Source organism: Alistipes sp. AF14-19 (assembly GCF_003461645.1).
In the GTDB taxonomy this organism is placed as follows: Bacteria; Bacteroidota; Bacteroidia; order Bacteroidales; family Rikenellaceae; genus Alistipes; species Alistipes shahii.
Map to the genome: position 1 here is coordinate 51,002 of NZ_QTXM01000011.1, position 18,452 is coordinate 69,453.

An 18,452-nucleotide genomic window follows, 5' to 3' on the forward strand; every position below is an offset into this window, starting at 1 on the left:
ACCCCGCTGATGTCAGCGGGGTTTTTCGTTCGGAGCGGGCGGCTATTTCACGCCACCGATCTGCGCGCGCAGTCGTTTTTTGAAATTTTCACCGATGATGGTCATTTTGTCCGTGGTCTCGAACAGCGCGGCCTTGTTCTTCTCGTAGGCAGCCAGGTAGCCGGCGATGCGGCCCGGGTCTTCGAGAATGAAATTGGGGCACTGCGAGACGTTGAGGTACTCCTTGGGCAGCATGAGGTAGGGTTCCGTCTTGCCCTGTTCGGTCTTGAATTCGACGGTCAGGTCGATGCAGCGTTTGAAGACTCCGCTTTTGCCGTAGAGGTCGGCCTGGTGCGCCGCGGCGTGGTCGTCGAAGGTCAGCACGACCTCCAGCGGACGGTCGCAGGGCGCGGCGTCCGTGTAGACGACCGGGGCGAGCGTGTAGGCGTCGTAGGTCCATTGTCCGGCTTTCGGGAAGCGGGCATAGGGGATTTCGCGGCCGTTTACCTGCACCGTTTTGGGCGGGAAGGTCGCCGGGAAGCGCATTTCGTAGCTGCGGCTGTCGGGAGCACCGGCGTAGGTGCCTTCGCGGGGCGCGACGACGGCGCGCAGGGTGTTGCCCTCCTGCTTCTTGGTGACCTTCGTGGTGGCGTAGGCCGTGGCGTACTGCTGGCTGACGCCGTCGTCCTCGTAGTGGACAAGCTCGCCGTCGGCCCCGGGGATGAAGGTCAGCACCAGCGTGTCGCAGGGCTGCTGGAGGTTTTTCACCGTCTGTGGGTTCATCGGAAGGATGGCTCCGGCCCGCGCGTACCAGGGATTTTCCGAGAGGGTGTAGTGCAGCTCCTCGGTGCGTCCGCCCTCGTACATGGCTCCCGTGGCGCAGTCGTACCACCGGCCCTCGGGGAACCAGATCCGGCGCGCGGCCAGCCCCGTGACGCTGTCGACCGGCTCCACGACGGCCGTGGCGAGGATGTCGTTGCCGAACATGAACTGCTCGGGGACGTTGTAGGCCTCGTCCCGTTCGGGATGGTCGTAGTACATCGGACGGCACATGCCGACGCCGGTGTCGTAGTTCTCGCGGGCGGCGTTGTAGACGTAGGGCGCCAGCGTATAGCGCAGGCGGATGGCGTCGCGCATGACGAACAGGTGGTCGGGGAAGAACCAGAGGTAACGCTCGATGCGCGGGTCCTTGGTCGAGTGGGTCTTGAAGATCGGGGTGAAGACGCCGTATTGCAGCCAGCGGGTGTAAAGTTCGGGATCGGTGGCTTTCGTCTCCTTCTTGAACATGTGGCCACCGATGTCGTGCCCCCAGTAGCCGTAGTTGACGTTGGACGAGGTGGCCGTGAAATAGGGCAGGAAGGCCAGCGTCTCCCACTTGGCGTAGGTGTCGCCCGAGAATGCCAGCGGATAGCGGTGCGATCCGAGACCGCCCCAGCGGTGGTAGATGAAGGGCCGCAGCGCGGGGTTCTGCTGCTCGGCGTGGTGGAAGAAGGTGTAGTTGAGCCAGAAGGTGTTCGAAAGTCCCGGGGTGAATTTCGACTCCATCCACTGCTGCCAGTCGAGCCACCAGAAATCGACGCCCTGGCGCTCCATCGGGTTCAGTACGGTCTTGAAATAGGCGTCGGCCCATTTTTGTTCGTCGATATGGAACGGCACGCTCTTGCCCTTTTCGGTCCATCCGTACTCCCGGGTGAACGGCTCGTAAACGTCTTCGTAGGGTTGGATGCCCGAGGCGGGGTGGAGGTTGAGCGCTACTTTCAGCTGCTCGTTTTCGGTCCATCGGAGGAAATTCGCGGGCGAGGGGAACAGCTCCTTCTGCCAGGTGTAGCCGGTCCAGCCGATGCGCTGTCCGTACTCGTCCTTGGCGGGATTTTTCTTGCGCAGGCCCCAGGTCTCGTGCCAGTCCATGTCGACGATCAGCACGTCGATCGGAATGTCGACCGACTTGAGTTTCTGCACCAGGTCGACGAACTCGTTGTCCGAATACTGCCAGTAGCGGCTCCACCAGTAGCCGAAGGTGTACTTCGGAGGCAGCGGCGCGCGGCCTGCGACGAGCTGGAAATCGGCGAGCGCCTGCTTGTAGTCGTGCCCGTAGGCGAAGAGGTAGAGGTCCTGGCGGTCGCCCGCGGGGCGCGCCTCGACCCACTCTTTCCAGGCGGAGCCGTCGGGCGTCAGCACGTGGCGGCCGCTGTCGTCGACCACCGACCATCCTGCGCGCGAAAGAAGCCCCTGCTCCATCGGTTCGCGCCCCAGCTTCCTGCCGTCGCATCCGTCGAGCGTGCGGGTCGTGCCCATGAGGTTCTGCGGGTCCTCCGTGCCGGGGGTCCATACGACCTCGCGGCCGTTGAGCCGGAAGACGGCTTTCAGGTTTTTGTCCGAAAACTTGCCGCCTTTGGTGTAGGTCAGCGTCAGGGCCGGGGTGGTGATCGTCAGCCGGGATTTCGTGTCGCGGACCTTGAAGTCCGGCACGGGCGTCTCACGGTTGACGAAGGTCAGCGTGGCGCGGTCCTCGAAACGGCCGTCCTCGCTCCACTCCATGCGGATCAGCTGCGGGGTGAGGACCGTGAAGCGTGCGTTGCCCGCCTCGACAACGGCCCGCGGGTCGGCCTTGGGATTCCCGGCCGCGGCCGCACCCAGCGTCAGCCACAGGACCGTAAAAAGAATTGTCGCTCTTTTCATAAGTTTATGGGGTTAGTTTGCTGAATAGACACATCCCGCAGGCAAAACGATGAGCCTGCGGTGCGATTTTTTTTGCGGAGGGGCTATGCGCCGCTGTCCGGCAGGGCGGCGGGGGCCTCGGAACGGTCGTCCGAATCCGCATCGCTGCCGGCAATTTCGAGCGTGCGCGCGGCATGCTGCCGCTTGGTTTGCAGGCGGGCGGTTTTGCGCAGGCGTTCGCCGACGCGGATGATGTTGTCGTTGCCCGTGCAGAGGCGTTTGTGGGCGTCTTCGTAGGCGTCGCGGGCCTTGTCCAGCGCCGTGCCGACCCCTTCGAGCGAGGCGGTGAAGGCCACCAGTTGTTCGTAGAGTTTCAGTCCGCAGGCGGCGATCTCCTTGGTGTTCTTGTCCTGGTCGTTGTATTTCCAGAGGTCGGCGACGAGTTTGAGCAGGGCGAAAAGGTTCGTCGGCGACGAGATGATCACCTTTTTGTCGTAGGCGTCGGACCAGATGGCCGTGTCGTTCTGCAACGCCGCGAGGAACGCCGGTTCGTTGGGGATGAACATGATGACGAAGTCGGGCGAATTGAGCCGCCGCTGGTACTCCTTGCGGCCCAGTTCGGTGACGTGCTGCCGCACCGAGGCGATGTGCGCCGCGAGATAACGCCGCCGCTCCTCCTCCGTGTCGGCCGAGGAGTAACCCACGAAGGCCGTGAGCGAGACTTTCGAGTCGATGACGATGTCCTTCTTCTCGGGCAGGTGCAACACCACGTCGGGCCGCAGGTTGCGCCCCTCCTCGTCCTTGATGTTGTACTGCGTCTGGTAGTGGATGCCCTTCGAGAGGGCCGAACTGTCGAGGATCGTTTCGAGCAGCATCTCGCCCCAGTCGCCCTGCACCTTCGAATTGCCTTTCAGGGCGTCGGTCAGGTTCCGGGCCTCGGTGGAGATCGTCTGGTTGAGTTCCATCAGGCGTTTGAGTTCCGATTTCAGCTCGCCCCGCTGGGAGGTCTGCGTGGTGTAGATCTCCTCGACGCGCTTGCGGAAGTCGACGATGTTCTCCTTGAACGGTTTCAGAAGGATGTCGATCGACTCCCTGCTGGTCTCCTTGAACCGCTGCGACTGCTCGCCCAGAATCTCCGTCGCGAGGTTTTTGAATTGCAGGCGGAAACGCTCTTCGAGCTGTTCGCGTTCGGCTTTCTCGGCGGCGCGCTCCTCGGCGTTCTTTTGTTTCAGGCCGGCGATTTCCGCCTGGGACGAGGCGCGCAGGGCGGCCAGTTCGGTTTCGGTGCGCAGCCGCGTTTCGATCTGCACGCGGATGTCCGCTTCGGCTTGCAGGCGGGCCTGCTCGGCGGCGGTCTTGTCGGCACGCAGGTGGCCGGCTTCGCGGCGGGCGGCGGCGAGCATGGCCCCGAGCGCCGCCGAGAGGGCGCCGAGCACGATGATTGCAAGAATGAATGCGGTGTTCATACTGACAAAGGTAGAATTTTCCGTGGAATTTTTTATATATTTGATACAGTCTGAAGTTATTTATTTGACTGTAAATAGATTAACAAGAATTCGCGTGAGGTGTGGGCAACGGATAAGAAATTAGTAAGCCTCTGTGGAACACCATGTTTCTCACGCTTTCAAATAACTCTCTTACTGGGTACAAAGGTAACATTTATTCCGGAAAAAGCAGTCTGTTTCAGTCGGAAATCCATCTAAAATCTTATCATTTCATGTTCTGTGGAGTAGAATACGGTTACTCGCCATAGAGAGACCGTAGTTTCCATAGCCACAGGCAAAGGTAGTCCGTGTTCTTGTCGGACATTGCAAGGTCAAGCCCTTCGGGTTTCGGGGAAAATCATCCTCGCCCGGAGGGCTTGCGGTATTTTCCCTCGAAAACCTTGCATGTCCTGAACACGACCTTTTAAGCCTGCGACTATGGGAACTCCGGCCCCATAAGCCGGACTAACTAAAAAAATAAGATTATGCAGACCGACAACATTGCAAAAAGAACAAACACTCCCGACCTGCTTTCCGGCATCTTAAGCGTACAAGTAAGAAACGAGGACAAGATTACGGAACGTGACCGTATCTATTGTCAGAGCCAGCAAGATTTGCTCTACAAGACGCTCGACCAGATCGACCGATGGTATGCCCTCTTCAAAGAGGACGCGGAACAGTACAAAGAAAAATTCAAGTTCAAATACGAGGAGAACGGCAAAACCACGTACAAAAACTATCATGTGTATAATCACTACGATGACGAAAGCTATTCCCACAACGAGTTCAAACCGTTCGACATCATCAACGATCTGGTGGATAAGAACTGCAATGCCAATGCAAATTTCGCCAACCGCATCATTTCCTATTTTAACAAGACCTATAACGTGTCCGTACCTGTTCCGAAGATTGACGAGAAGACACTGCACATGGGATTCCGTCCCGTCTATGAAACCTATGTGGATATGGTCATAGAACATCTTGGCGGCAAAAGTTTCCGTGAAACTGCGGAAGAGGAACTGCTCAAACGTTTTTTGCAAACGGTCACGCCTTCCTGTTGGAGCAAGGCCAAGCCCGAACTGAAGAAAGACAAAATCATATTCCCTGACATCGTTCGCTGGGATAATATTCATCTTGAATATCACCAAGAGTACGAGTTTGAATATGGCACAAAACAAAAGGTGGATACCTTCTGCGAGGGCATTGCTTTCGGTACGGATGACGTCTTATGTGGAGGTATCGGAATGATTATCGGCTTATGTGACAGGAATGTCGATATAACCGGATGGTACGACCTCACGACCACCCATGCCGAGCAGATTAAGTTCTACAAGAACGGTCGTATAGACGTCAAATTCAAGGACAGCATAGCTGCCCGGAACTGTTTCGACCGTCTTCGATTGGGCGAAATCAAACTGAGAAACGAGAACTGACCATGAGAGACCAGCCACAGCCACCCCGTAAGGAAGTCCTTGCGGGGTGTTTTTCGTCTTACCAACAATCATCAAAGATATGTATGCAATCATTCCCCAACAGATACCGCAAGACAAGCGGGCTGAAGTCAACGAGAAGATCCTGTTTGCCATAAACTCCGGCAAGGACCTGATTCCCGCGGAGAGCATATACAACTGCTATACCGGCGTCGGCGGGCTGCATAACCTCAGGCAATCAGACTTTGCCAGCTATCACGAGTATGCCCGGGCCAAGAAAGAGTTCGAGCTGGGACAGTTCTTCACCCCTCACGAGATATGCTGGGAGATGGTCGATGTATTGTCGCCAACTTCCTCGGAAATGGTTCTTGATATGTGCTGCGGCATGGGCAACTTCTTCAACCACCTGCCCAACCGGCACAACACCTACGGTTTCGATATCGATGGCAAGGCTGTCGCCGTTGCACGGTATCTCTATCCGGACGCACATATCGAGAAGTGCGACATACAGCAATACCGTCCGGAGCAACGTTTCGACATCATCATCGGCAACCCGCCGTTCAACCTGAAGTTCGACTTCCGGCTGTCACAGGAGTATTACATGGATAAGGCCTATGACCTGCTCAATCCGGCGGGCATCCTGATGATTGTCGTCCCGTCTTCGTTCATGCAGAGCGAGTTCTGGGAGAAACGCAGGATAACGGACATCAACGATAAGTTTTCCTTTATCGGGCAATGCGGGCTCGCACCCCATGCTTTCACATCCGTCGGCGTGGATAACTTCAACACGAAGGTCATGGTATTCCTGCGGCATTCCCGGCATATAGGGATGCAGCCCTACAATGCCGACGAGTTTGTCACGAGGGAGGAACTGAAAGAGCGCGTCATGCAAGCCCGTGAGATGAAGCATCGGTTGCGTTTTGACCTGATGCGTGAAACCAGCCGGATAGACAAGGAAGAGCTGGAGCAGTTTGAGTACAAGCTCGCCAAATATATGTACGAGTTGAAAGCCCACGCAAGTCTGAACAGGCATATCGACAAGGCGACGGCTCTTGTCACGAAATTCCGCAACCAAAAGCCGCCCGAAAATGCCACCAACGAGCAGGTCAAGGAGTGGGAACACAAGAAGCTGACGACTGCCAAAGTGCTTGCCGTCATCCGCAAGTACATCACAACACAGAATGTCGTGCCCCGGAAGGAAATCGCGCTGGTCAAGACCTCATACGGTTTCAAACTGAAAGCCTATGCGCCACGTCTGCTGGATAAGGTGGAACACAAGGCGGCCGGCATCAACAGCCTGATACTGGAGCGGACAGCATTGCCGGAACCGGAATTTCTTACCGAAGCCAACATCAGACAACTGAAAGCCGCTCGCAAATTCATCGCACGTAAACAGCGGCAGTATGACATACAGAACCGGGAATTTCCCGATATGCAGCCCGACCCCAAACCGGCGGAGTATCTGGACAACGCGACATTCGTCAATAAGGACTACGAAACCTGCCAATTCACCCACCTGCAAAAACATGACCTCAATCTTGTCCTGCAAAAGAGGTACGCCCTTCTTAACTGGCAACAAGGTTCCGGCAAGACCGCCGCCGCATACCACCGGGCCAAATACCTGCTTAAATTCCGCAAAGTGCGCAATGTCGTCATACTGGCTCCCGCCATCGCCATCAACATGACCTGGGACGCTTTCCTGAAAACCAATAAGGAACAATACCGTGTGATCCGTACCTCCAAAGACCTCGAAGATGTGCCGGAGGGCATCTTCCTGATTGTTTCCACCTCCATGCTCGGCAAACTGAAACGGGGGCTTGCCCGGTTCATAAAGCTCCGCAACCGTAAGCTGTGCCTTGTTTTCGACGAGTCGGACGAAATCACCAACCCCAACTCACAACGGACGAAATATGTCCTCTGCCTCTTTCGCAGGCTGAAATACAAGCTGCTCGACACGGGAACCACTACACGCAACAACATATCGGAACTGTACAGCCAATTCGAGTTGCTGTATAACAACTCAGTGAACATGATATGCCGGTGTGACCGTATCTATCGCGAGAACAAGGAGCGTGAAATAGAATCGGAAAGCAATTCTTATTATGGAGAACCATTTCCTGCCTTTCGGGGACATGTGCTGTTTAAGGCCTGCCACTGCCCCGGCAAGGCGTCCGTGTTCGGTATCGAGAAGCAGAACCAGGATGTGTATAACAAGGACGAATTGTTCTCACTTATTGCCAGGACAATCATCACGCGCAAGTTCAAGGACTTCGCCGGCGAGAAATACAAGGTCAGGATGCACACCGTTACCCCGTCGGACGGCGAGCACGAGGTGTACCGTGTCATCATCGAGGAGTTCTGCCGTATCTGCGAACTTTATTATAACAGCACCGGCGACACCCGCAAGGAAGCCGGTCTGCGGCTGATGCGCCAAATCAAGCTGCTGATAAAAGCCTGCTCGGTCCCGCATCTGATAGAGGGTTATTCGGGAGACCCCTATCCGGGCAAGACGAGATACATCCACAAACTGGTCAGGAAAATTCCGGGTAAGGTGGCCATCGGCTGCACCTCCATCGCCGCTTTCGACCTCTACCGCCAATACTTTGAGGAACATTTCCCCGAACGGCCGCTATTCATTGTCCGGGGGGACGTATCGTTCAGGAAACGGCAGGAAATCGTGAGCCGTTTCGATGCCACAATAAACGGCGTGCTGATATGCACCCAGCAGAGCCTGAGCAGTTCCGTAAACATCCCTTCCTGCAACGATGTCATTCTCGAATCGCTCCAATGGAACATACCGCGTATGGAGCAATACTACTTCCGTTTCATACGGCTGGATTCCCGTGACACGAAGAACGTGCATTTCATTACTTACGAGGATTCCGTGGAACAGAACCTCATGGCACTGGTGCTGACCAAGGAGCGGCTGAACGAGTTTATCAAGAGCGGCGAGGTCAAGGAGCAGTCCGAGATATTCGACGAGTTCGACATTACGATGTCCGTTATCGACAGCCTGCTCATACGCACGCAGGACAGCGAGGGCAAGATACATATCAGCTGGGGCAGCCAACGCATAGCAAACCGACCATGAAAACGAATCCGCATATATATCCGGCATCCGTCCTCCCCGAAGGCAATGCCGGATTTTTCGTACCTGACAGCAGGAAGGAAATAACCATGTCAAATCCGCAGAGCCCACTCCCACAGGCAAAGGTAACTCCGTGTTCTTGTCGGCTGTGCAAGGTCGGGCCGCAAGCGGTTTTGCGGAAAATCATCCTCGCTGCGCTCCGGTATTTTCCGCAAAAACCCTGCACCGCCGGAACACGGACCTTTTGAAGCCTGTGGAAGTGAACCCTGCGGATTCATCATCCATAATCATAAAAATAAGAACCATGAATCTGAATGAAGCAGAAATAGCAGTAACGACAAAACGGCTGGTAACGGCCAATCCGAAGAAAAGCTACCGGATGGAACTGGCAGACTATTGCGACATAGATGAGTTCCACCATGCCTGTGCCACCCGTTTCCCGGAAGAAGCCGAGCCCGAATACCGTTACACGGATTGGGAGAACATTCCGGAATACATGGTCAGCAGCGAATGGCTATGCCCGAACTTTTTCGAGGTACGGGACGCAATGGAACGGCTGGACGAGTTTCAGCAGGACTGTTTCGAGCAGTGGTGCGGACATTACGGCTACAACCTGGCGACGGAAGATCCGCACCTGCTCGTTTCCTACTTTCAGGACAGCCCCCATGCTCGGTTGGTTGTGTGGGAGGAGGAAGAACCCGATGTGGAGGAGGACAACCTGGTCTATCAGGGTATCTCTTCCTACTATTCATTCGTGACGAGTTACCCGTATGAGGTATTTGACGACAATTACGACTAACACATACAATTATGAATATGAATTTCATAGGACCGATATTCCCGATAGACCCTTGTGCGCCGAGGGCGTTTATCGAAATCATGAACATCATTCTGATGTCGGCCAACATCATGGAGGTAAACAGGCGACTGATAGAGAGAAACGTCCACCCGCATTACAGGTCGCTCTCCGGTTATTTCCGGTGGTCGTTCCGCAATGACCGTTTCACGCTGTGGCAGAGGGCGGAGTACAACTCGGATGTCTGTTTCGGACACAAGATAATGGAAATACACTTCGTGGCTCTCGTGTGCGAAGACCGCGTAAAGGCAAATACCATAAGCAATTAACCAGTAATAACTCAAAAACAACCGAATCATGAACACTTCATTAGAAATCATCCGTTCGGCAGGAACGGACCACCTGTGCTACCGGGTGGAGAAAGATACATTCGTGGCAGTCCATAACCAGATGCTTTCTTTCACGGAAATGGAAGACGAGTTTGAAATCGTTCCGACTGACAAATCCTATCGGGACAAGCTCTACATCTATCAGGGGCAGGCTGTACGGCTGGTTCCGCAAATCTATCACAACGGCTGGCTCGCTCTCTGTCTGGAACTGGCCGATACGGAAGAGCCTTACACGATTCTGACGGTCAATCTGGAAGAGATGGATGCCATCGGACTGCCCGACAAGGCTTTCATCGACATCAACAACAATCCCGACGCGATGGAGTTTCTGGTTTTGAACAACCTTGCTACCGATACCGGCTACCGGAGAGGCAGCGGATGGGTGGAGTACCCGATGGTACACGTCAATCTGCCGCTTGTCTTCCAGCATTGTCCGGAATCGTTCAATCGCATCAATATCTACGTATAATGTTTCCGATAAATAAACCGAATGTCTAATCGTGGGAGTCCGTCGGAGGCTCCCGCATTCATTTTTATGCCTTATGAAAACAGATTTCAGCGAACAAGTAGAAAAACTCCGCAAGGAGATTACAGCCGCCATAAAAGCGGTATTGGAGAAATATGGGAAAACGGAAATGGAGTTTCCCGATACAGTGGACGCTGTGTACGTGATATGGTTCGACCATGACGGCGATCCCTATGAGTGCCTGGTGCGCAGGATACAATTCTTTGGGGAGGACCTCCATCTTGTTGTGGAAAACAAACATTCCCATGACTTGTACGAAATTGACGGTCCTTTTGAACTCGGGGCACGTTGCATCAACTGGCTGGACGAGATACTCCGGACAACCGTGCAACTTTTATCCGATTCAAATACAAAAACTAAATAAAAATAATGATGGAAACAATAATCATTGACAGGATATGCACCTCTTGCAGGTGTGATAAAGAGACGGCACGGGAATACCTCGATGCCGAAGTAAGAAACCTGCGTGAATTATGTAACGCGAACGATTTGCGGGAAGGCGATTTGGAATCGGCATGCGACAACCTCGGCATCGAACAGGACTTCCTGCCTTTTTTCTGCGAATCACTCATTTATTAATGGTCATCAATTAAAAATCAACATTATGGGATACTTTCAGAATATAAACAGCCTTGCGGAACTGAAGAAAAGTTACCGCGTACTGGCATTGCAGAACCATCCCGACAAGGGTGGCAGTACGGAGACCATGCAGCAGATCAATCTCGAATTTGAAAGATTGTACGCCAAATGGAAGGATGATACGACCGTATCGGTCGCCGCATCCGGTTATGAAAATGACTATGCCGGCGCATCAGCCAACGAGTACACGGAATACGTCTATAACGAATACCGTTGGAAAGGCAGGAACTACAACGGACAGATGCGCGGGGAAATTGTGGAGATTATCCGCAAATGGCTCAAGGAGACCTATCCGCGGTATAAATTCTCCGTCACGCAGAACGGTTACCGTTCCATCAACATCTATCTGATTAAAGCGGATTTCGAGGCTTTCACGAAAGAGTCCGGTCTTATCTATAAAGATATCAACCATTATCACATTGGAACAGACCGGACCATTACGGAACGGGCACGCGAGGTCATGCTCAACGTCTGTGATTTTACCATGTCGTACAACTACGACAACAGCGACGTCATGACCGACTACTTCGATACCAATTTCTATCTGACACTGGGCATCGGACGGTATGACAAGCCCTATCAGACGGAACTGCCGAAGCTGCAAACCAAAGATAAACTGCCTGAGGTTTTCAAGCATCCCGAAGGAGCCGCCCACAAGGCCATACGTCAGGCACTCGGCAAAGCCCGCTTCGACTTTATCCAAAGCCGGGCAAATGCCGGGAAACTGATTCTCGGTGAAGACACCTACGGGTCGAAAGGCGAGCATTACTTCTGGCCCAAGCAATATTCCAGTGCCAAGACCGCACAAAAGCGGATTGACAAACTCACCGAAGCGGGTATGCGATGCCGGATGACCGGTTATAACGGAGGATGTATCGAATTTCTCGGTTATACCTCCGAAACGGAAGCAAGGCTGGAACAGGAACGTCAGGAATATATTGTTGCACATCGGCAATGGCAAACCAAACGATTACCAACCAATTAAACTTAAGAATATGGAACCTAAAAGTTTGAACAAATGGTGGACACAACAACCTGATGAATTAAAACAGGCATTCACACTCTTTCCTGACGAACGCTGGGAAGAGGCAGGTCTGTCCCTGAAAATTGATGTCCGCAATTATTGTTGCCTGAAAAAAGACAGGCTGTTGCCCGAAGAAAAGGATCGATCAATGCTTATTGAGATAGTTTGTGAATTGGCAGATATGGAATTATGTCGGACAAACAAAAAGACACTCGATGAAATGTGTAATGCGGACGGGGTATTTCTGGAAGAATATCAAGACCAATTCAACCAAATATACGACAGACTGGAAAGGAGCATATTGGATTATATGAATGAATAATAACAGATATAATTATGAAGGCAAAAGTATTCAAGTACAAGTTTGACGGGAATACCACCGTCGTTGCTCCTTATATGGAGTTGGAGCCGTATGCAGAGAATGTTTATCTCTCATTATCTACAAAAAACGAATATGGAAATGTAAGCGAAGACATATTCCATGTTGTCTGTAAGATAGAAAATGTATTTTTCTCTTGTGGTCAATATTCGCGCCGATTTCTTGACAAGGAGGAACGTAAAGAAATAACTGCCGCTTATTGTAAAAATTGGATAACAAATATACTTCAAGATTTAGAAAAAGGAGTTCATATTTCTCTTCTTTCTATCCGTGTGTTTGAAGCTCTTGGGCTTGATACTGCACCTTTATTGCAAGCCCGTGAAGCGTACTTAAAAAGACAGGAACAAAAACGTCTGGAACGGAAGGCTAAAGAAGAAGAGGAAGATCGATTAAAGGAAAAGAAATGGCAACAGCAACTTGACGATTACAAGCAGAATTTTCTAAATGGAGAGCGAATAGCGGCAAACGTTTTTCTTGAAATAGCCAAACAGGATGGTTTTGAAATCCATATCCGTACCAAAGGCACATTCAACAAATCCGTAAACGGTCTTACAAAATCGGGAACGATCTATTTTAGAAAGTATAAAGGTAAACGGACTCCGGATTTTACCGGTTGTCAGCGTGCCATTGCAGACTATCTCAAGTTACTTGCATTAAAGCAATCTTGAAATTATGGCACAAGAAAGAATTGACGACTGGTGGGAATATGCCAAGGATCTGGCAAAAGCCGAGCGGGAATTACAGATCGAACGCTGGGTGTATATCTCCATCAAGTATAAGGATGAAGCCGGACGGAAGTGCCGGCTTCATTTATTTCATTAGAATACTTACAATATACTTCCATTCTTCTCCAGACAATTTTGAACGTGTTGGTTTTAAGGAATCCCAATCATTTAATGATAGCGAATTAATTATATTACGCAATTTTGTAAATGAGTAATCTGAGATAGAGCCTGTAATTATTTGCGATAAGGATAATGACAAAGAACGTGGTATTCCCAACATCCTCATAGCTAAAGCTGGATTATTATCTACACCATAATAAACATAAGATGGAATGTATGAATCTTTCATTTCATCCTCATTTCCTTTTACTATACCTTCAAGTGCGCTTAATCCCCACGATGCTTTAAATCGCAACTGATTCATATATGAAACAAATTGAGTTAGGCGTTTATCCGCATCATTGTCTATAAAATGGGGATGGATTGAGGATATGGCATTTATTTTATCCCCTTTAACCCAACGTATTATCATTTTTGCAACCAATTCTGGATTAAATGGTGCTGTCGTATCATCAGTTCCAAGTCCCGTTTCTCTTAATTCTGAAATAGCTTTAATCTTCTCTGTTAAGTTTTCAGCATTTCTTCGATTAAACATTACATTTACATTCCATGTGTCTAAGTCTGCAATAGCCGGATTTGTTGCTTTTTGATGCATAATCTTTAAAACAGATGGAACGGAAAAACCTGTCTTATCTGCATATTTCAAAACCCCAATATTATTTGCATATCGTGCTTGGATTGTTAAATATATCTGTTTACATAAATCTATGAATTTGTTCCTTTGCTGTTCATTATCCAACATAAAATATACCAATGAATCTTTAAAAAGGTCATCAATATCTACAGCAAGCTCGTTATTGGAAACATTTAAAAGATGTACGAAATATTGAAATATAGGGCTGAATGCATCTGTATATTCAGCCATTAATATTTCGATTCCCCTTTCTTTTATTAATGTCTCAAGTATATATTCTCTATCAAGAAACAGCTTCGCTAAGACACTTGTTAATTCTTCTGCACCTTTGCTAAGAATAGCTTTGCCTGTTTCTGCATTTGTATGAGTGTTAAATGGTAAGATTATCTTTCCAAAATCATCTACCATAGTTCGTCCAGATCTACCTGCTATATTCCAAAAATCATTAGCTGATAACAAATTATGTTGGCCACGTTGATATGTATCAAAATAAACAGAAGATACGGGAAAATTAACACCTTCAGCAATGGTTGTAGTTGCACATACATAGTTAATTAATCCTTGGCGAATAAGATGTTCTGTTAGTAATTTAGTTTCATCCGATAAGCCTGCATGATGAACAGCAACTCCCTTTCCTAAAAATTTAGAAAATGATGTTGAGCATCCCAATTCTTCATCAATATATTTTTGGACTAAATGAATTTCATCACTATTAATATTATTGCCAATCCAACTATAGATTTTTTCTGCTACATTGTTAGCCGAACCTTTACCTTTGCAAAGTATAAGTTCCGTTTTCCCTTTCGAGGAAAAATGACGACATGAAAATTCTAATATTCTATCTTTAGGAGTTTTTGATACAAGTTGATATGGATTTTTTATTACTTGCTCATTCTCCTGATATAGATCGAAACTGTAAGCAGATGGTAGTAAATTGAATGTAGCTTTGGTTTTAGTTACTTTTAATCCAATAACTATTTTTTCAGAAGGTCTCCAATCTACATTAATAATGTTACCTCCTCCAAGCCAGTCTTTCAGTGCCTCTGTATTGCCAGGTAGGAACGGCGATAAAAGCATATATTTAGCATTGGGCCTCTCTCGTCGTAACATAGCAATAAGTAATTCCAGTCGTGCTCCTCGTTCTCCGTTTTCAATAGTATGAGCCTCATCTATGATAAATAGCGAAACGTCTTCAACGGAAGGATGAGAACGGCGAATTAATAAATCTAATTTTTCTGGCGTTGAAACTATAACATCAACGTCATCTGCAATCAAGAAATCGGCCTCAGTCGGATCTATTTCACTTGCAGAAGATGTTCGTTCAACATTGAAGCCTATTGCGGATAAGTCTTTACGTAAATCAAAATATACCTGATTAACTAATGCTCTGGATGGCACGACGTATACAACCTTAGCGTCTTTTCGTAAAGATTTTGTCAAAACAATATTAAATTCTGCCAACATAGTCTTACCGGCACTTGTTGGCATTTGTACTATTGAAGCATTTGCATAGACATCAAATAAATTTTGCTGCATAGCCTGTCTTTGCGATGGTAAAAGTTCCAATATATTATGAGAACTTTTGAACTCGCAAAGTTTTTTTATTTGATCTTGAAAGGCTGTCCCATTCCAAATGGAATGCCGTATTAAAGATTGCAAGTCTTTGTTAATTATAGAGATAAAATCTCTTAAACGAACATCCGAAGGTATTAGGTCCAATGCAATGTCAATATGTTGTCTCACAACATTATCAATACGCTTCTTATAATTATATCCGTTGATTAGATATTCTGCTGTTTCTGTTAAAGCTTTTGAGGTATGATATAACCCAACCAATATAAGAGCTTCTTCTTTTTGTGTTTGAACATCGAATTGGTTCAAATATTGATCTTCAAATTTTACTTGTTCCTTTTGCAGATTAGATATTTCGGATATGGCCCTACGAATATCTTCAAACCCATCACTTTTACGAATTAAGAAAAAAAGAGCTTTAAAAATACCAGCCAAAACACGTTGACTCCAAGATGATTCGACATCTTCGAAGTCAACAAATTGTTTTAAATCAAGACGGGCTGAGATAGTTTTATCTAAAATAAGAGCAAGACTTGATAAATAAAAATAATATATTAACGAAACATTATCCAATTCATAGCCCATTATTTTATCAAAAATTTCTCTATCTTCATTCTCTTTTATATGGATGTTTTTTAATAATTTATAAGCATATTCAGCCCATTTGGGGTTAGTGTTTTCATGAAATGAAAGTCCTATAAGTAAAAATGCAAGGCGACAAGATAATTCAATTTCAGACGAAGTGAAATTTGAATTGTTTATACATATTGATTGAAGATGATATGTTTGATTACTCTTTTGTAAGAGTATATTAATATCATCATCATTTAGAATCTGCTGTATGTAGTCCATGCCATTCATTGTACCATCTCTTTGACTTTTTGATAAAACAAATCGACTGTTTCATCAATAGTTTTTTCAGTAAATGAAAAAATGGCAAAATCAACCAAACCAGGCTTAAATTCGTGCGCTAAAGATTGCATCTTCCCAAAATCTTTTGCTTCATTCACGCAACCGGAGTCTCGAACAAGACCGCAACCATAGGTAATGTCATATTTATCGACATTACCAACTTTCATATTGATTACAACACCTGCAATAACATAAAAATGTTCTGTTGAAGATAATCTACGCAAGTAATCCGTCAAACGTTGTAAAACTATACCTGTATCGTCATGATGGTTCTTTTGAGACTTATAAATCGAGTCCTCGTGAACATCTACTACATGTGGAGGATTTTCTTTCTGTGAGGATACTTTAGCTTCTCCAATCAGAATATTAACTTTATCTCCTTCAGTCCTATATCCTATAGCATCAAAACCTCGACCCGGCAAATCCAACCTTTCTCGATATGATATATTTTTTATTGGAATTAAAAATCTCCTATTTTCTTCTATTTTCTCTTCAAAATAATAGGTCGTTAATAATTCTCCCAGATCACTTCTATATATATCTTTAAAAGCTAATGGTCTTTTACCTTCTTCTCGGGCAAAATCTGTTGCGATAGAATTCTGTTTGATTATTTTAAATAGAGCCTCTAAGTTGAAATCGCATCCGATTGATTCTGCTTGTTGTAACAATTCAGCATTAATGCCACTAAAAACCTCTGACCGTTGTTTAATATAACGGTCTGCAAATTTGTCTATGAATCTATCAAAGACTCGTATGTCAATTTTATCAAAGTGGTTCATTTGAGGCATCTATTTAATATGCAAAGATATGAATTTATTTTGTGATGCCCCAATTTCCGAGAAGGTAATCTCTTTTAAATACTAAATTCTTTATTATTAATAGGGAGGCTAAAAAGTCAGAATGACTCTCTGAGAATTGAATATTTGGAAACCAGGTCGAGATTGACCTCACCGAAAATAAGAAAAAGGGGCTTTACTAATACTTTAGTCAGCCCCTTAATAATTTAATGTATATACAACAATTCAAACTCTTTCTTCCGTCGTCGCTCGATGCTCGGCACCACCTTTCCCTTATAGCATCGGAACGAGATATACTCCTCGTAGATATCCCTGTTGCCGGATTCTAATTTTTGGATCAGCCTGCTTTTCGGTATCTTCCCATACCCGACCAACCGATAATATCCAACATTATAGGCCAACGTTGCGACGAGCAGGGCATCTTTTCCGAAGCGGCTGCACATCTTATGCAGTTTCCTCAAATCGGCTCTCAACAGGGAATCAGCCTGCGCTTCCGTCATATCGGCCGTCAGTTTCTCGTGGGGAAGAATCTTGTGGCCGTACCCCACATAAGGCAGATGGTTTCCGTGCCAGCCTTCCGCTTCCTTGATACAGGCCACCGCCTTGTTGAACAGCCCGGCATCCGGCGGGGAAATCCCGGTCTGGGCAAACAGCTCGGGAACAAAGGAAAAGGCCAAAAGCCAAAGGGCAAACAGTTTGCTTCTCATAAGGCAGTTTTGTCTTAAAGACCGGTTTCCATTGTCAGCGGAGTGAAAGAGGGTTCATCCGGCGAATCGGGCGGGAAGCGAACAGGTGTCGTATCGATCTGCATGGCCGGCAGGTCTTTACTCTTTTCCGTTACTTCGGCCTCCTCTTCCTCTTCATTTTCATTGTTGAAGGAGAAAGAGAGCAATGCCACCTGCCCTGCATTGTCCTCGAAATAGATGTCGATGGTCTGCTGGTCCGTACATCCGGAGGTGTAATAGAGGCGGAACACCTCACGGTCCAACGGGTAACGGTCATTGGGTAGCAGTTTCATGCCGTTATCCAGAAGCAGCGAGCCTTTCCCGTCCGGCTGAAAATAGCGTATGGTGTAGCGTGCATCCTCGAAACGCCCGGCACGCTTCAACTCGCACCTGATTTCCGCCGTCTCGCCCAACACAAGACGAGTGGGCACAGGCATGGTTTCCACGGTGAAAGGGAATGCCTGTTGCACGTCAATCTTATCGTTGCAGGCAGTGAACAGACAAGCCAGCAGGCTTACGAACAGGACGGACCCCAGTCCGCTCCATACTCTTTTTTGATTCAATGTATCCATATT

Annotated in this window: 17 protein-coding genes; 11 read left to right on the forward strand and 6 right to left on the reverse strand. The window is 48.3% G+C overall.

Annotated features, from left to right (window positions below):
* Positions 1-42 precede the first annotated feature (42 nt).
* Both DWW03_RS10455 and DWW03_RS10460 read right to left on the reverse strand, forming a co-directional pair.
* Positions 43-2,658, reverse strand: coding sequence for a glycoside hydrolase family 31 protein (locus tag DWW03_RS10455; protein WP_022061973.1), 2,616 nt, complete (start codon positions 2,656-2,658; stop codon positions 43-45).
* An 83-nt stretch (positions 2,659-2,741) separates the two neighbouring features.
* Positions 2,742-4,103 (reverse strand): DNA recombination protein RmuC, encoded by a 1,362-nt coding sequence (locus DWW03_RS10460; protein ID WP_118406737.1) that lies wholly within the window; start codon positions 4,101-4,103, stop codon positions 2,742-2,744.
* A 503-nt stretch (positions 4,104-4,606) separates the two neighbouring features.
* On the opposite strand from DWW03_RS10460, the gene DWW03_RS10465 reads away from it, so the two are divergent.
* From DWW03_RS10465 to DWW03_RS16625, 11 genes are all read left to right on the forward strand, one after another.
* Positions 4,607-5,554, forward strand: a complete 948-nt coding sequence (locus DWW03_RS10465) for a hypothetical protein (RefSeq protein WP_118404221.1) — start codon at positions 4,607-4,609, stop codon at positions 5,552-5,554.
* A gap of 79 nt (positions 5,555-5,633) precedes the next feature.
* Entirely contained in the window at positions 5,634-8,642 is a 3,009-nt protein-coding gene (locus DWW03_RS10470) for an N-6 DNA methylase (protein ID WP_118404222.1), read from the forward strand.
* A gap of 301 nt (positions 8,643-8,943) precedes the next feature.
* Entirely contained in the window at positions 8,944-9,438 is a 495-nt protein-coding gene (locus DWW03_RS10480) for a hypothetical protein (protein ID WP_118404223.1), read from the forward strand.
* A gap of 11 nt (positions 9,439-9,449) precedes the next feature.
* The gene (locus DWW03_RS10485; RefSeq protein WP_005834203.1) at positions 9,450-9,764 is read left to right on the forward strand and encodes a hypothetical protein; all 315 of its coding nucleotides are present in this window, start codon (positions 9,450-9,452) and stop codon (positions 9,762-9,764) included.
* 28 nt (positions 9,765-9,792) lie between these two features.
* Positions 9,793-10,293: a DUF4313 domain-containing protein gene (locus tag DWW03_RS10490; protein ID WP_118404224.1), complete on the forward strand. Its 501-nt coding sequence runs from the start codon at positions 9,793-9,795 to the stop codon at positions 10,291-10,293.
* Positions 10,294-10,366: 73 nt separating this feature from the next.
* Positions 10,367-10,714, forward strand: coding sequence for a hypothetical protein (locus DWW03_RS10495; RefSeq protein ID WP_229107327.1), 348 nt, complete (start codon positions 10,367-10,369; stop codon positions 10,712-10,714).
* Positions 10,715-10,722: 8 nt separating this feature from the next.
* Positions 10,723-10,929, forward strand: coding sequence for a hypothetical protein (locus tag DWW03_RS10500; protein WP_118404287.1), 207 nt, complete (start codon positions 10,723-10,725; stop codon positions 10,927-10,929).
* A 25-nt stretch (positions 10,930-10,954) separates the two neighbouring features.
* Positions 10,955-11,974 carry an LPD29 domain-containing protein gene (locus DWW03_RS10505; protein ID WP_118404226.1) on the forward strand — a complete coding sequence of 340 codons (1,020 nt, stop codon included), beginning with the start codon at positions 10,955-10,957 and terminating at the stop codon, positions 11,972-11,974.
* A gap of 10 nt (positions 11,975-11,984) precedes the next feature.
* Positions 11,985-12,335, forward strand: coding sequence for a hypothetical protein (locus DWW03_RS10510; protein ID WP_118404227.1), 351 nt, complete (start codon positions 11,985-11,987; stop codon positions 12,333-12,335).
* A gap of 14 nt (positions 12,336-12,349) precedes the next feature.
* Positions 12,350-13,060: a hypothetical protein gene (locus DWW03_RS10515; protein WP_118404228.1), complete on the forward strand. Its 711-nt coding sequence runs from the start codon at positions 12,350-12,352 to the stop codon at positions 13,058-13,060.
* 4 nt (positions 13,061-13,064) lie between these two features.
* The gene (locus DWW03_RS16625; RefSeq protein WP_178264756.1) at positions 13,065-13,214 is read left to right on the forward strand and encodes a hypothetical protein; all 150 of its coding nucleotides are present in this window, start codon (positions 13,065-13,067) and stop codon (positions 13,212-13,214) included.
* Here the strand turns inward: DWW03_RS16625 and DWW03_RS10520 are convergent.
* The 4 genes from DWW03_RS10520 to DWW03_RS10535 all read right to left on the reverse strand — a co-directional run bounded on the left by DWW03_RS10520 (position 13,203) and on the right by DWW03_RS10535 (position 18,449).
* Entirely contained in the window at positions 13,203-16,304 is a 3,102-nt protein-coding gene (locus tag DWW03_RS10520) for a DEAD/DEAH box helicase (RefSeq protein WP_118404229.1), read from the reverse strand. The genes DWW03_RS16625 and DWW03_RS10520 overlap by 12 nt on opposite strands.
* A complete protein-coding gene (locus tag DWW03_RS10525) occupies positions 16,301-17,134 on the reverse strand; it encodes a hypothetical protein (protein ID WP_118406738.1) in 834 nt (277 codons plus the stop codon). Before DWW03_RS10525 ends, DWW03_RS10520 begins: the two co-directional genes overlap by 4 nt.
* 224 nt (positions 17,135-17,358) lie before the next feature.
* Positions 17,359-17,859, reverse strand: a complete 501-nt coding sequence (locus tag DWW03_RS10530) for a glycoside hydrolase family protein (protein ID WP_118404231.1) — start codon at positions 17,857-17,859, stop codon at positions 17,359-17,361.
* 14 nt (positions 17,860-17,873) lie between these two features.
* A complete protein-coding gene (locus DWW03_RS10535; RefSeq protein WP_118404288.1) occupies positions 17,874-18,449 on the reverse strand; it encodes a DUF3872 domain-containing protein in 576 nt (191 codons plus the stop codon).
* Positions 18,450-18,452: the final 3 nt, after the last annotated feature.